This is a genomic window from Pseudidiomarina sp. (genome assembly GCF_033722695.1).
Taxonomy (GTDB): Bacteria; Pseudomonadota; Gammaproteobacteria; order Enterobacterales; family Alteromonadaceae; genus Pseudidiomarina.
Map to the genome: position 1 here is coordinate 55,104 of NZ_JAWVYM010000010.1, position 13,505 is coordinate 68,608.

Consider the following 13,505-nt stretch of genomic DNA (forward strand, 5'->3'; position numbering starts at 1 on the left):
CCGACTCTTAATCGTCTTCGAGAAAGTTATGCGCCTGCGCCTGTTGCAGGCGTTGCTGGTATTGCGCGGCCTGGTTGGCAAAGAACATGGTGATCATGCAGACCGCCAGCACGCCGTAAAGAATCATAAAACAGCCCGTGACTATGCCCAGTGCATCCTGCGCCAGGCCGAACAGAATTGGCAGAGTACAGCCACCCAGTGCGCCCATGGCGGCAACGAAACCACCGGCTGAACCCATATGGCGCGGATAGTAGTCGTGAATATTTTTATAGACACTGGCCCGGCCGAACCCCTGAGCCACCCCGATGACAAAAATCAGCCCGGTAAATAGCCAGACATTCATGCTGATCTCCAGTTGTACGTCTTTATCCATACCGTGGATGATTAAAGTGGTAGGCGGATAGCTCAGGAAGAACAGACACACCAGACAGACCCAGAACACACTCCAGTTTACCGCCCTAGCGCCATAGCGATCGGCGAACCAGCCGCCCAGCGCCCTGACCATGCTTGAGGTGGCGACAAAAAACAGGGTAAAAGCCATGGCTTGGGTTTCGGTCATGTCGTAGGCCTGCATATAGTATTGCGGCAGCCACAGCAGCAATGCCAGAAAGCTGCCAAATACAAAGTAATAATACAGTGAAAAACGCCAGATACGCACATCGCGAATAAGCTCGGCAAGCAGCAGCGAACGACTGGGTAAAGCGGTATTCAGCGCTGCCGTAGTCGGCGAGAACAACCAGAACAACAGGATCATCGCCAGTAACGCACCAGCATAAACCGGTCCGACCCAATTCCAGCCGAGTGTGAGTACAATCAGCGGCACCAGTATAAAAGTAATAGCTACGCCGGCATTACCCACGCCAAATAACCCCAGTGCGAACCCCTGCCGGGCTGACGCGAACCACTCAGACACATAGCGTACGCCCAGCGCGAACGAGGCCCCACTGATACCAAGCCACAGGCCAATAAGCAGGTAGCTGGTAAAGCTTTCAATAACAGGCAACAGCAGCAGTGCCGGAATGAGGGACAGCATCAGGGCTATCCAAAGTTTGCGGGCATCGTAATGGTCCGCCAGCATCCCCAGCGGAATCCGCAAAATAGCGCCGGAAAAGATCGGTGTCGCCAACAATAAACCATATTCAGTTGCGCTGAGCGCCAGTTGTTCACGAACTGTCAGACCCATTACTGCATAGAGCGTCCAGATCGAGAAACAGCCGGCGAAGGCCAGGGTCGCAAGCACCAGGGTACGCCAGGCCAACGGGTGGGTAGCATGCATAAAGAGTCTCCGGAACAAATCGTATTCAATAGCTTAACCGAGTTTAAATTTCTTTCACGAGCATTAAAGCAGTACCTCTCAAATCCTCATTAACCCCATGGCTATTTTTGTTCTACCCCAAAAGAGATAAAGCACCCATATAACATCGGTGCGGGCGCCCGATTTGCCGCTACCCACATATAGATATAGCCAATAAATTCAGTTGTTTATAGTGTGTTTTGGATGGTCTCGCAGGATGGATTACAGGTCATAAAAACTTATAATTGAAGTCGTTTCTCTTCACCCCCTTGATCGTATTTTGGAGGACACTATGTCCGAAACTCATATAGTAGATGACCGCAGCAAACTCCGGCTTCTGAATTTCGCTGATCAGAAGATCAGGATGCTGCACTTAACCTGGTTTGCGTTTTTTCTGACTTTTGTTATCTGGTTTGCCCATGCGCCGCTACTCATTCATATTAAAGAAGCGCTGGACCTGACTACGGGCCAGGTCAAAGCCCTGCTGATATTAAACGTAGCCATCACCATACCGGCACGGATTGTGGTCGGCATGCTGGTCGACCGTTACGGGCCACGGATCATTTACTCGTCGTTGCTGTTTATCTCAGCTCTGCTGTGTATCGGTTTCGCTTTTGCCAACACCTATGAAGCGCTTGCCCTGTTCCGCTTCCTGCTCGGTTTTGTCGGAGCAGGCTTCGTTATTGGTATCCGCATGGTTGGTGAATGGTTTCCTCATCATCAGGTGGGTACGGCCGAAGGTATTTACGGCGGCTGGGGTAACTTTGGTTCCGCAGCGGGCGCAATGTTATTACCAACTATTGCCCTGCTGTTCGGCGGCGAAAACGGTTGGCGTTATGCCATTGTCAGCGTTGGCGTCGTCAGTGCCATATATGCGCTGGTGTTCTACAAGTTTGCCCGCAATACGCCTAAAGGCTCAGTCTATTTCAAGCCGAAGAAGAGCGGTGGCATGGTGGTTACCAGCTGGCGCGCTTTCTGGGCGTTGATCCTGATGAATATCCCGATGTATCTGGCACTGGCCATGCTGGCATGGCGTCTGTCACCGGCCGGCGTTAACCTGTTCTCAGATAACATGATGTATCTGATGTGGCTGCTGCTGGTCGTACTCTTCGTTGTACAGACACACCAGATCTGGCGCGTCAACGTTGAGCACCTGCGTGCCGGTGTACCCGAGGTTGATCGTTATAGCTTTAAGCAAGTAGGCATTCTGAATATCGCTTACTTCGCGACTTTTGGCTCAGAACTGGCGGTTATTTCGATGCTGCCGCTGTATTTCCTCGAAACCTTTGAAGGCTTGTCAGCGGTGGAGGCGGGTCTGCTTGCTTCCGGCTTTGCCTTCATGAACCTGGTATCACGGCCCATGGGTGGTTGGTTCTCAGATAAATTCGGGCGCCGTAAAAGTATGCTATTCCTGATTGCTGGTCTGGCGGTGGGTTACTTCCTGATGGGCCTGATGGACAGCTACTGGTGGATTCCACTGGCAGTACTGGTGACTATGGCGTGTTCTTTCTTTGTCCAGGCCGGTGAAGGTGCGGTATTTGCTATAGTGCCATTGATTAAGCGCAGCATGACCGGGCAAATCGCCGGTATGGCAGGGGCTTATGGTAACGTTGGCGCAGTGGTCTATCTGACCGTGCTGAGTTATGTTGAGTACAGTACCTTTTTCTACGTGATTTCTGCTTCAGCTGTGTTGGGCCTTATTGCTGTATCTTTCCTCAGTGACCCGAAAGGGCATATCGTGGAAGTCGGTGAAGACGGCACGGTGCACCGGATCGCGGTAGGATAAATTATGCAAGGAGATAAACAGTGGCGGAATCTGAACTGGAACTAACCTTTGCCAGCCTTTCTGAGGCTGGCGCAAAGGCAACCAACGAAGATGCTGCCGCTGTTTATTGGCCGGATTCCGGGCATATCCTCAGACACAAAGGTGCCTGTTTCGTGCTGGCCGACGGCGTCAGTACAGCCGAAGCAGGACAAACCGCCAGCGCCCTGGCAGTCAAAAATTTTATTCAGGATTATCCGCAGACCCCCGACAGCTGGTCGGTTAATCACAGCGCTCAGCAGGTCGTAGCGACTATAAACACGCAACTCTACCAGCTTAGCCACCAGTTCCAGCACGAACAGAAAGGGTACCTATGTACCTTTACCGCGTTAGTACTCAAATCCCAGTCCGCTTATTTTTTCCACGCCGGCGACAGTCGTGCTTACCATTGGCGCGATGGTCTGCTTACTCAGTTATCCCATGACCACACCACCATCATCTCGGAACAGCGGCAGTTTCTTGGGCGTGCGCTTGGCATGGACTCAAAAGTTGCATTGCAAAGTGGTTCAGTGGCCATCAAGCCTGGCGATCGTTTTTTGCTAAGCAGCGACGGTATCCACGACTTTATTTCTGAAACCAGGCTGCAACAGCTTATTTCACAAGAGTGCCCCCCAGCGCAAGTCTGCGCTGAACTGAAAGCCGAGGCGCTGGCCAACGGTAGCCAGGACAACCTTAGTGCCATTCTGGTGGCGGTGCAGGGCGTACCCGAACAAAGTCTGGATGACTACAGCCAGCAGCTGGTGCGGCTGCCATTTCCGCCAGCGCTAAGCGCTGGCATGAAGATTGATGGCCTGCGGGTAGTGCGGGAGATTTTTGCCAGCAGTCGCAGTCACCTGTATCTGGTGGAGGATGAAGCGAGCGGCCAGCAACTAATCCTCAAGTGTCCGTCGATTAATTATGAAGATGATGTGCTGTACATTGACCGCTTTATCCGCGAAGAGTGGATTGGTCTGCGGATCCGATCACCACATGTGGTGCGGGTTGTTCGCCAGCAGCGGGAGCGGCACTATCTTTATTACCTGATGGAATATATCGAGGGGGAAACTCTTGAACACTGGTTTGCCCGGCAGCCAAAGCCGCTTAAACCGTCAGTGGCTATCGGGTTGGTCAAGCAGGTCGCGGCCGGGGTCGCAGCATTTCACCGGCAAGGAGCAGTACATCAGGATCTCAAGCCCGGCAACATGATGATGGATAAAGACGGTACCCTGAAAATTGTTGATTTCGGCTCGGTTTATGTTGCCGGGCTGGCAGAAATCTACAGCCCCCTGCAACAGGATATCGCGCTGGGCACTATTGATTATTCCGATCCCAATTATATTCTCGGACATAATTCCGGCGAGCAGGGTGATATCTATTCGGTGGCAACGATCGCCTATGAACTTTTTACCGGCCATCTGCCTTATGGTGATGCGATTGAGAACTGCACTACTGCCCGCGACTTTGACAAATTGCGCTATCGCAGCGCCAGTCATTACAACGGTGTCATCCCCGCCTGGTTCGACCGGGCGTTGCGCCGCGGTGTCAGCCTGAATTTGAATGAGCGCTATCAGAGCCTGCAGCAATTGCTTAAAGATCTGCAGCAGCCCAATCCGGACTTTCTGCATGAGGAAGTAAAACAGGAACATAAAACCAGTTCGCTCCTGTTCTGGCAGTTGCTGTCAGGGTTCTGGTTTATCACTCTTATCCTGGTTATCTGGCTGTTTCTATTGCGCAGGTGAGGGGTAAATTAACGGCAATAAAAAAAGGCGCCGCAGCGCCTTTTTTATTGCTTGCCCCATTAGGGGTTATAGAATTCACCGCTTTTACGCAGGTAGAAGAACCAGTTAATAACCAGGCAGAGGGCGTAGAATGCCGCGAAGCCGATCATCGCCACTTCGGGCGTTGCGGCTTTTATCTGCTCACCAAACACCTGTGGAATATAGAAAGCACCATAGGCGGCCACGGCTGACGTCCAGCCCAAAACCGGGCCAGCCTGTTCTTTCGGGAACACCACGGCGATGGTCTTGAAAGTAGAGCCATTACCAATACCGCTGGCGGCAAACAGGCCAAGGAAGATCAGGAAGAACGGCATGAAGTACTGTTGAGGGCTTTCAGACTGATAGGCCAGCTGCATGTAGTAAGCCGCACCCAGCGCACAGGCCACCATCACTGCAGAGCAAATCTGGGTAACCAGGGCACCACCCCACTTATCGGATAACCAGCCGCCAACCGGGCGAATCAGAGCGCCGATAAAGGGAGCGATCCAAGCGTAAGTAAGGGCACTTGGACCATTGGGATTGGGTGTATTATGCGTCATCACCCCGTCAACCATGACATGGCTGTAGCCGAAGATAACCTGAATCGACAGCGGGAAAGCCGCGGCGAAGCCAATGAATGAGCCGAAGGTCATAATGTAGAGTACGCTCATAACCCATGTATGTTTATTGCCAAAGATCTGATACTGGCGGTTCAGGCTGGTGCGGATTTTGCCCGGCAGCGCCTTGAGCATAAATACGGTCAATACCAGCACCAGTACAATAATCAGTTCTTTCGGGATGCCTAACCCGGCGCCGTTTGCCGCTTCGGGAAGTAGCAACCAGAGGCCGAAAATTGAAGTGGCAAAACCAATACCATACATTGCCAGGATAATGCCGAAAGACTTACCCGCGCCCGGCAGTGCCGGAGTCACTTCTTCGGTGTGGATATTGTTCATGCCGAACCAGATAGCAAAAGCTAAAGGAACCAGCAATAAGGCCCACAGAAATCCGGCGTTCTGAATCCAGGTTTCTGAACCGGCCGGAATGCTGCCAATTAAGGTGCCACTGGATTTTTCCAGAATCATCGGCTCGCCGCCGCCAATCAGGCTGAAAGCGCCGAAAGTCATAAACAGCGGCACCAGAACTTGCATGGTGGTGACGCCGAAGTTACCCAGCCCCGCGTTCAGACCGAGCGCCAGCCCTTGCTGCTTCTTCGGAAAGAAGAAACTGATGTTGGACATCGAGGCAGCAAAGTTACCGCCACCAATACCCGATAATAGCGCCATCAGTTGAAACACCCAAAGCGGCGTATTTTTATCCTGCAGCGCGATGCCGGTGCCAATGGCCGGGATTAGCAGCAAGGTCGTGGTCAGAAAGATGGTATAGCGGCCGCCGCACAGCCGCACGAAGAAGCTCGCCGGAATACGCAGGGTGGCGCCGGTTAAGCCAGCAATCGCAGACAATGTGAATAATTCACTGGCGGAATAAGGGAAGCCCAGATTGAGCATCTGCACAGTAATGATGCTCCAGAACATCCAGACGGCAAAACCACATAACAGGCTGGGAATCGAAATCCACAGATTCCGGTTGGCAATTTTCTTGCCTTCTCGTTCCCAGAACTTTTGATCTTCCGGGTTCCATTGCTTCAGATCCGACATGGTAGAACTCCTTGAATGGTATGCTTAGATTTTAAGCAAACTATGGGCGAAGCCCGCGCCCGGCACAATTCACCTTGAGGGTTATAAAGGGGCCCGGAAAGTTCCATTAAGGAGTACCTCTTTTTTGCCCGGCTTGGCCGGCGGGGTTCTTGTATGATGGCTGACACGCTAAACAGAATTACCGGTGCGCTATGATTCAGATCACTGATCTTCAGATTGAACAAAAGATGTGGCCCCTGCTGCGGCAGGCTTTTCGACCCATGTTTCTGTTGGGAGCACTGTTCAGTGCCCTCGCGATGATGCTATGGCTGCTGGTGTTAGCCGGCTATATCCAGTTGCCGGTATATGGTCAGGTACTGTTCTGGCATAGTCATGAAATGCTGTTTGGTTTTGTTGCTGCGATTGTGATCGGTTTTTTGCTCACCGCGGTGCAAAACTGGACGGGTTTGAGGGCCACTCATGGCAAGGCACTATTGGTTCTGACACTGGTGTGGCTGGCCGGGCGACTGGCGCTGTTAATGGGCAGCTACCTGCCGGCCTGGCTGGTTGTTAGTGTGGACTTACTATTCCTACCGCTTGCGGCAATACTGCTGGCGATACCACTGATTGCGGTGAAACAGCAACGCAATTTGTTTTTTGTGCCGGTGCTGCTGTTACTGACCTTATGTAACGGATTGATGCATTACGGGCTGCTGTCAGGCCATTTTTTGATCCAGCAAATTGGCAGTCAAAGCGCGGTTTGGCTGATAACCTTGCTGATGGCCATTGTTGCCGGCCGGGTCTTACCCATGTTTACCGCTAATGGCACCATGACTCAGAAAGTGCAGCCCATCGTCTGGCTGGATCGTATTGCCCTGGGGGGCCTGTGGCTGATTTTCTTCCTGCAGATCACCAACACCTCGGGCTTTATTCCGGCAGCGGGGATGGCCACCATCTTTGCCATTACCGCAATGGCGCTGGCGGTTCGCTGTGGTCGCTGGAAGATCTGGATTACCGGGCGGGTGCCGTTGCTCTGGTCACTGCATATTGCCTACTGGTTTATTCCCATCGCGCTGGGGCTGTTCGCGCTGCGTTATATGGGGCTGCCTATCAGCAATAGCCTGGCGCTGCACGCGCTCACAGCCGGCGCTATGGGCACCATGATTCTAAGTATGATGGCTCGGGTGTCTTTAGGGCACAGTGGCCGGACGCTGAAACCCAAAGCCATTATGTCGCTGGCCTTTCTGCTGGTGATTACTGCGGCAACGCTGAGGACCCTTGCGGCGGCGCTATGGCCTGAATTTATCATCAACTGGTATTTATTTAGCGGCGTGACCTGGGTATTGGCCTACCTGATCTATGTAGTGGTGTACCTGCCGGTACTTACCACGCCGCGCGCTGATGGCCGGCCTGGTTAATTACAGCAGCGACAGGCCGGGTGACGGGGCAGGCTAAACTGCTGCCACTCACCCTGCAAGGCGTCATATAACTGGACGCGCCCGTATAGCGGCGCGCCGACGCCGGCTAAGATCTTCAGTGCTTCAACGGCCTGGGCGCAACCGATCACACCAACCACCGGTGACAGTACACCGGACTCCATGCAGCTAAGTTGTTGCTCGCCAAATAGTGTGCTCAGGCAACCATAACAAGGCCCGGAACCGTCATTAGCGAAACATGCCAGCTGCCCTTCAAAGCGGATTGCAGCACCGGATACCAGCGGTATGCCGTGGCGCACGCAAGCCGCATTGACTGCGTTGCGGGTAGCCAGGTTGTCGCAGCAGTCGATAACGACCTGCTTATTCCGTACCAGTTCATCGATGGCCCCGGCTTCGACATGCTCAGCAACAGTGTGCACAACCACTTCCGGATTGATGGCGCGCAGCCGTGCCGCGGCGGCTTCAACTTTAAGCTGCCCCACCTGCTGATCGGAAAATAACGTCTGCCGCTGCAGATTGTGGCGGTCTATGGTATCGGCATCCACCAGTGTGAGCTCGCCAACGCCACTGGCAGCCAGATAAGGCGCAACGGCACAGCCAAGGCCACCTACGCCAATGATAAGGGCGTGGCTGGCCAGCAGGGCCTCCTGACCTTGCATATCAAAGGCCGGCAGCATCACATGGCGGCTGTAACGCAGCAATTGGTCGCGGGTTAGTTCCGGGTTACTCATGATTCCTCTTTCTGTGCTGACGGCTCTGTTACCGGCGCCTGTTCAGGCCGCAGACAAAGCCAGAGTGCGACGGTTGCCATTATTCCGATAACGACCAGTTTGACGGTCAGCATAACCGGTGATAAAACCAGCATGATCGAACTACCGCTCATCATGGCCACAGCAATAACTTTAGTGCGACGACTAACCACGCGATGTTCGCGCCAAACGATAATCTGTGGGCCATAAGTGGGATGGGCGAGTAACTTTTGCTCGAGTACCGGCCAGCCTTTTCCGCCAGCCCAGGCGGTTACCAGTAAAAAGGGTACCGTTGGCATAATTGGCAGTGCAATGCCGATAATCGCCAGTAGCAAAAATAAAATGGCGATGGTGCGCCATACAAGTAGCCGGAAAAGTACTGTCATGTCATATCCGCCACGCGTTATTTTACTCCCAACTTTTGTGCCAGTTTATGCAGGTTACTCGGATCAAGATCTAGTATACGCGCCGCGTGGGCCCATTTATAGTCGCTCCGCTTTAGCGCCTGCTCAATCAGCTGGCGTTGCACCCGTTGCAGAGTAGCTTTCATATCAATGCGATTGCCAGTGGGTAGTTCAATCGGCACTTCACTGACAGCAGGAGCGTCGGGCACGGTCGGCAAATCCAGCAGGCTGGCGTCAATACTGATAATGTCGTTGCGCCGGGCGCCCTGACTAAGTGCCTTGATGGCAGCGCGGCTAATGGTATGTTCGAGTTCGCGCACATTGCCCGGCCATTTATAATGGGTCAGCATGGCTTCGGCCTCAGTAGACAGGCGTAATGAGCGCAGCCCCAGTCGCGCCCGATTCAGTTCCAGAAAATGCCCAGCCAGTAACGAAATATCACCGCGGCGCTCGCGCAGAGGCGGAATCGGCAAGGGGTAAACCGAGAGCCGGTGATAAAGGTCAGCCCGGAAGTCGCCGTCCTTGACTTGCTGTTTCAGATCACGGTTAGTGGCTGCCACCACCCGCACGTTAACAACGTGGGAGCGGTCGCTGCCGAGCCGCTGGATTTCGCCGTTCTGAAGTACCCGCAGTAATTTAGCCTGCACCGAGGAGGGTAGCTCGCCGACTTCGTCCAGAAAGATGGTGCCGTTATGGGCACTGTCGAAACGGCCTCCGCGCTCAGCAGTGGCGCCAGAGTATGCCCCTTTGGTATGCCCGAACAGTTCGCTTTCGGCCAGGCTCTCCGGCAGCGCCGCACAGTTGACATAAATTAACGGCTGCTCTGCCCGCGACGAGTGGCGGTGCAGCTGACGGGCAAATAACTCCTTACCAACGCCGGTCTCCCCCAGTAGCAACACCGGTAAATCAGAGGAAGCCACAACATCCAGTTCTTGGAGCACGCTATGCAGCGCTGCACTGTTGCCAATAATTTCAATACCGGTATCAGGGCTATGGGCAAGCGCATATTCGTTGTCACGCCGGCTGTTGCGCAGTGCGCGAATAGTTTGTTCCATCTGGCCGATGCGAATGGCCGCTTCCACCAGCAAGCTGGCCCGTTGTAGTGCCTGTTTGGCATGTTCGTCGAAGGTGCCCGGCTGCAGTGCATCAAGTGTCAGTACGCCCCAACACTGGCCTTCGATATAAAGGGAAATCCCCATGCAGTCGTGCACCGCCAGGTGCCCGTCAGGGCTGGCTTCGATCAGGCCGTCGTAAGGATCCGGCAGAGCGCTGTCAGGCTCAAATCGAACCGAATCCCGTGCTGCTAAAATGGTCGCCAGCCGCGGATGCTGGGCGATCATGAAACGTCGGCCGAGGGCCTCGCGCACCAGTCCGGTGGCGGCCAGCGGTTTAAGGATGTCCTGCTCCTGCTTGAGCAACACCACAGCGCCGCAGGCAAAGTGCTGCCTTAGCGTAGAAACCACTTTTTGTAGCCGGACCACAGCCGGTAAATCGGTGACTAAATCGGCCACCAGAGTAGATAGCAGGCTCTCGTCATGCATGGTAAAAATTACCCTTTACTGGTTTTTTAAACCCGAAAAAACAGGGTGTAATTTACCATTCGCCAATAAAAGCCGATATAAATCAAAGTGGGTAGATTTGGCATCAAAGTTGCACTGTTTATAAGGAAAGTAGCAAAAGCAAAGTCACGTTTTCTAACCGAGGTAAACCTTATGAACACAGCAAACTTACAGCATTGGCGTCAACAACCCGTCCGCGATCTGATTGAACACATTCTTGAAAACTATCATCAGAAGCACCGCCAGCAGCTGCCGGATTTAATTAACCTGTCACGTAAAGTGGAGTCGGTTCATGGCGACCACCCGCTGGCTCCGGCAGGCCTGGCGGACCACCTGAGCGAAATGTTTCAGGAGCTGGAAAGCCATATGATGAAAGAGGAGCAGATTTTGTTCCCGATGCTGGCCGGCGGCATTTATCCATCGGGCCCGATCAATGTGATGGAAGAAGAGCATGAGCAGCATGAAGCCATGCTGAAGCAACTTATGGTGCTGGCCCACCAGTGCGAAACGCCCGTTGGCGCTTGCGGCAGCTGGACCACTCTCTATGCGGGTATTACGGAGCTGGTGAGCGATCTGCGTGATCACATTTCGCTTGAGAACGAGGTGTTGTTCGTTCAGCCAGCACCGGCAATGCGGGTGCCCGCTCATGGCGAAGGTACATGCTGCGGTTCGTGCCAGTAATATCGATTAGCGGGTTATCGCCAGGAACGGCGATAGCCCGGTCTCTTTGCTGTAGCGCGGGCTCAGCCGGCGAGCTGGGCTAACCGCTCCATAGCTTTTATCTCGACGAGCTTATTTTCGACCAATAATACTTCATCCTGCTGCAGACGGGACAAAATACGGCTAATGGTTTCCACCGATAAACCGATGTAATTACCGATGTCGGCGCGGGTCATTGATAACCGAAAGGACTTTCCTGATAGCCCACGGTCGGCGAACCGGCGGGACAAGCCGAGCAGGAAGTGGGCCAACCGGGCTTCCGCGGCACGGTTATTTAAACTGCCAAGTAGTTGTTTGCTGATATAGAGCTCAGTGCTCATCATACGCATCAATTCGCGTCGCAATACCGGCATTTCTGCTGACAAGTCATCGAGGGAGCTGAGCGGGATCTCACAGAGCATTGTGGTTTCCAGAGCCTGGGTAAAGCTACGGTGATGGCCTTCGGCCAGGGCATCGAAGCCGATCAGGTCGCCCGGCAGGTGAAAATCGATAATCTGCTCAACGCCATGATCATCCAGCGTATAACTTTTCAGTGAACCGCTTCGCACAGCGTACAGATACTTTAGCGGAGCACCGGCGGCGACTAAAAGATCCCTTTTGTGCAAGGGCTTGTGACGCTGAATAATGGTATCGAGCCTGGCCATATCCTGTGCATTCAGATGTTTCGGCAGACAAAGCGGAGCCATGCTGCAATTCTGACAATGTATGTGCGAGATCGTATTCACGGTTAATTTTTCCTGACTTGGATCAAGGACTGTTAATCTAATCTCATTATACGCGTATTACAGGAAATTAAATGTCTGAGAGCCGGACTACCTATTTATTTCCAGCTTAAGAAATAATCGGGTATAAATAGATATCTTTACAGAACATGGACAAAGATCATGCATTCGACAGATATTAATCTATGGGCAGTCCTGGTCGCCGCGCTACTCAATTTCCTGATCGGTGGTCTGTGGTATTCTCCGGTGCTATTCGCAAAGTCGTGGCAGGCGGCTGCCGGTATATCCGATGAGCAGCTTCAGGCATTCAAGCCCCTGAAAGGGTTTGGCCTGACCTTTATATTTTCGTGGATAATCAGCCTGAACCTGGCCTTTTTCCTGGCTTCACCGGGGACTAACTGGCAGTGGGGCCTAACGGCTGGGGTGTTGGCCGGACTCGGTTGGGCTACTATGATTTTTGCGGTTATTGCCCTGTTTGAACAGCGAAGCTGGCGCTATATTTTAATCCATGGCGGCTATATCACAATTTACTTCGCAGCGGCCGGCGCGCTTTTGGGCGGCTGGGGATAAAAAAACGCCGGCAATAGCCGGCGTTTCACGTCGTTAAAATTATTCCTGTTCGGTTTTCGGCCGTAAATTATTCACGACTTCTTCAGCGTTGAAGCTATAGTCGGTATCGGGGATAGGGCCGCTGCCCATTTTAATTTCCAGTACCACTTCGATATCACTATCGGTCTGGCCGCCAAGATGGATCCCGGCTGAAAATGCGGTGCGCGGATAGCTACGCACATAACATCCGGCAATGCCACAATAAGAGACCATATCGCGTGACGTCATATAACCGAGGTTTGGATTGCTCACGCGTTCGCGGTCAACCAGGGTGTCACGATGAACAATCAGAAACCAGTCGTAGCCTTCCTGTATGGTGACCTCAGCTGCGCGCAACAAGGCATAGTTCATTGCCTGCGACTTATCGGTACCGCGCGCCTTAAAACTGACCCGGTACTGGGTATCAGTCAGCTTGGTTTCGCTGTAGCCATAGCCGCCATCACTAGCGGCGCGGTAGTCCGGTTGGGTTGAACAGGCTGCCAGGGCCAACGTTAACGCCAAAAGTGCTAACTTCATTAAATACTTCATCAGTTATTCCTCCTCATCCGATAACGTCAGTATAGCAGTGGTCAGGGATTTCGCTGTGTAAAGCGCGGTGCAAAAAAAATGCCTGGCAGACAGGCATTTTCTGGTTGATTCGTTAGTCGACCGGTATCTACATGCGCGGACCGCGCCCTCTCAAAGCGCCGGCAACCAGAGAAATTACGAGTAGAATAAGGAATATATAGAAGATTATTTTGGCAATCTCAGCGGCCGCTCCGGCAATACCACCAAAACCCAGCACTGCCGCAATAAGTGCGACAATCAAAAAAATTAA

At 53.1% G+C, this 13,505-nt stretch carries 13 protein-coding genes; 5 read left to right on the forward strand and 8 right to left on the reverse strand.

Features of this window, described 5'->3' with window-relative positions; all coding sequences use genetic code 11:
* Nucleotides 1-7: 7 nt before the first annotated feature.
* Nucleotides 8-1,276: an MFS transporter gene (locus tag R3196_RS05665; RefSeq protein ID WP_318935704.1), complete on the reverse strand. Its 1,269-nt coding sequence runs from the start codon at nt 1,274-1,276 to the stop codon at nt 8-10.
* A 310-nt stretch (nt 1,277-1,586) separates the two neighbouring features.
* Here R3196_RS05665 and R3196_RS05670 point away from each other — a divergent pair, with 310 nt between their 5' ends.
* Nucleotides 1,587-3,080 (forward strand): NarK family nitrate/nitrite MFS transporter, encoded by a 1,494-nt coding sequence (locus R3196_RS05670; protein ID WP_318935705.1) that lies wholly within the window; start codon nt 1,587-1,589, stop codon nt 3,078-3,080.
* Between the two features lie 20 nt (nt 3,081-3,100).
* On the forward strand, nt 3,101-4,834 hold the full coding sequence (locus tag R3196_RS05675; protein ID WP_318935706.1) for a protein kinase domain-containing protein: 1,734 nt from the start codon (nt 3,101-3,103) through the stop codon (nt 4,832-4,834).
* A gap of 59 nt (nt 4,835-4,893) precedes the next feature.
* Here R3196_RS05675 and R3196_RS05680 read toward each other — a convergent pair whose 3' ends face one another.
* Nucleotides 4,894-6,510, reverse strand: a complete 1,617-nt coding sequence (locus tag R3196_RS05680; RefSeq protein ID WP_318935707.1) for an MFS transporter — start codon at nt 6,508-6,510, stop codon at nt 4,894-4,896.
* A gap of 191 nt (nt 6,511-6,701) precedes the next feature.
* Between R3196_RS05680 and R3196_RS05685 the strand changes: the two genes are divergently transcribed.
* Nucleotides 6,702-7,907, forward strand: coding sequence for an NnrS family protein (locus R3196_RS05685; protein WP_318935708.1), 1,206 nt, complete (start codon nt 6,702-6,704; stop codon nt 7,905-7,907).
* Here the strand turns inward: R3196_RS05685 and R3196_RS05690 are convergent.
* From R3196_RS05690 to norR, 3 genes are read right to left on the reverse strand one after another with little or no spacing between them, the layout of a single operon-like run.
* Nucleotides 7,904-8,656, reverse strand: a complete 753-nt coding sequence (locus tag R3196_RS05690) for a molybdopterin-synthase adenylyltransferase MoeB (RefSeq protein ID WP_318935710.1) — start codon at nt 8,654-8,656, stop codon at nt 7,904-7,906. The genes R3196_RS05685 and R3196_RS05690 overlap by 4 nt on opposite strands.
* Nucleotides 8,653-9,060: a YbaN family protein gene (locus tag R3196_RS05695; protein WP_318935712.1), complete on the reverse strand. Its 408-nt coding sequence runs from the start codon at nt 9,058-9,060 to the stop codon at nt 8,653-8,655. The genes R3196_RS05690 and R3196_RS05695 overlap by 4 nt, the downstream gene beginning before the upstream one ends.
* 17 nt (nt 9,061-9,077) lie before the next feature.
* Entirely contained in the window at nt 9,078-10,619 is a 1,542-nt protein-coding gene (gene norR / locus R3196_RS05700; RefSeq protein ID WP_318935713.1) for a nitric oxide reductase transcriptional regulator NorR, read from the reverse strand.
* A 171-nt stretch (nt 10,620-10,790) separates the two neighbouring features.
* Here norR and R3196_RS05705 point away from each other — a divergent pair, with 171 nt between their 5' ends.
* Nucleotides 10,791-11,318: a hemerythrin domain-containing protein gene (locus tag R3196_RS05705; RefSeq protein ID WP_318935714.1), complete on the forward strand. Its 528-nt coding sequence runs from the start codon at nt 10,791-10,793 to the stop codon at nt 11,316-11,318.
* A gap of 62 nt (nt 11,319-11,380) precedes the next feature.
* On the opposite strand, the gene fnr is transcribed toward R3196_RS05705, so the two are convergent.
* Nucleotides 11,381-12,082 (reverse strand): fumarate/nitrate reduction transcriptional regulator Fnr, encoded by a 702-nt coding sequence (gene fnr, locus R3196_RS05710; protein ID WP_318935715.1) that lies wholly within the window; start codon nt 12,080-12,082, stop codon nt 11,381-11,383.
* 159 nt (nt 12,083-12,241) lie between these two features.
* Between fnr and R3196_RS05715 the strand changes: the two genes are divergently transcribed.
* Entirely contained in the window at nt 12,242-12,649 is a 408-nt protein-coding gene (locus R3196_RS05715) for a DUF1761 domain-containing protein (RefSeq protein WP_318935716.1), read from the forward strand.
* A gap of 39 nt (nt 12,650-12,688) precedes the next feature.
* Here R3196_RS05715 and R3196_RS05720 read toward each other — a convergent pair whose 3' ends face one another.
* Both R3196_RS05720 and R3196_RS05725 read right to left on the reverse strand, forming a co-directional pair.
* Nucleotides 12,689-13,204, reverse strand: coding sequence for a CC0125/CC1285 family lipoprotein (locus R3196_RS05720; protein WP_318935717.1), 516 nt, complete (start codon nt 13,202-13,204; stop codon nt 12,689-12,691).
* 139 nt (nt 13,205-13,343) lie between these two features.
* On the reverse strand, nt 13,344-13,505 hold a 162-nt coding region (locus R3196_RS05725), incomplete at its 5' end, for a DUF1328 family protein (RefSeq protein ID WP_413242902.1).

What these genes read in the sequence shown, in the direction of transcription:
- R3196_RS05680 (WP_318935707.1), bottom strand. Translation starts at nt 6,510, where the DNA reads ATGTCGGATCTGAAGCAATGGAACCCGGAAGATCAAAAGTTCTGGGAA.
- R3196_RS05685 (WP_318935708.1), top strand. Translation starts at nt 6,702, where the DNA reads ATGATTCAGATCACTGATCTTCAGATTGAACAAAAGATGTGGCCCCTG.
- R3196_RS05720 (WP_318935717.1), bottom strand. Translation starts at nt 13,204, where the DNA reads ATGAAGTTAGCACTTTTGGCGTTAACGTTGGCCCTGGCAGCCTGTTCA.
- R3196_RS05690 (WP_318935710.1), bottom strand. Translation starts at nt 8,656, where the DNA reads ATGAGTAACCCGGAACTAACCCGCGACCAATTGCTGCGTTACAGCCGC.
- R3196_RS05665 (WP_318935704.1), bottom strand. Translation starts at nt 1,276, where the DNA reads ATGCATGCTACCCACCCGTTGGCCTGGCGTACCCTGGTGCTTGCGACC.
- R3196_RS05715 (WP_318935716.1), top strand. Translation starts at nt 12,242, where the DNA reads ATGCATTCGACAGATATTAATCTATGGGCAGTCCTGGTCGCCGCGCTA.
- R3196_RS05670 (WP_318935705.1), top strand. Translation starts at nt 1,587, where the DNA reads ATGTCCGAAACTCATATAGTAGATGACCGCAGCAAACTCCGGCTTCTG.
- R3196_RS05705 (WP_318935714.1), top strand. Translation starts at nt 10,791, where the DNA reads ATGAACACAGCAAACTTACAGCATTGGCGTCAACAACCCGTCCGCGAT.
- R3196_RS05695 (WP_318935712.1), bottom strand. Translation starts at nt 9,060, where the DNA reads ATGACAGTACTTTTCCGGCTACTTGTATGGCGCACCATCGCCATTTTA.
- norR (WP_318935713.1), bottom strand. Translation starts at nt 10,619, where the DNA reads ATGCATGACGAGAGCCTGCTATCTACTCTGGTGGCCGATTTAGTCACC.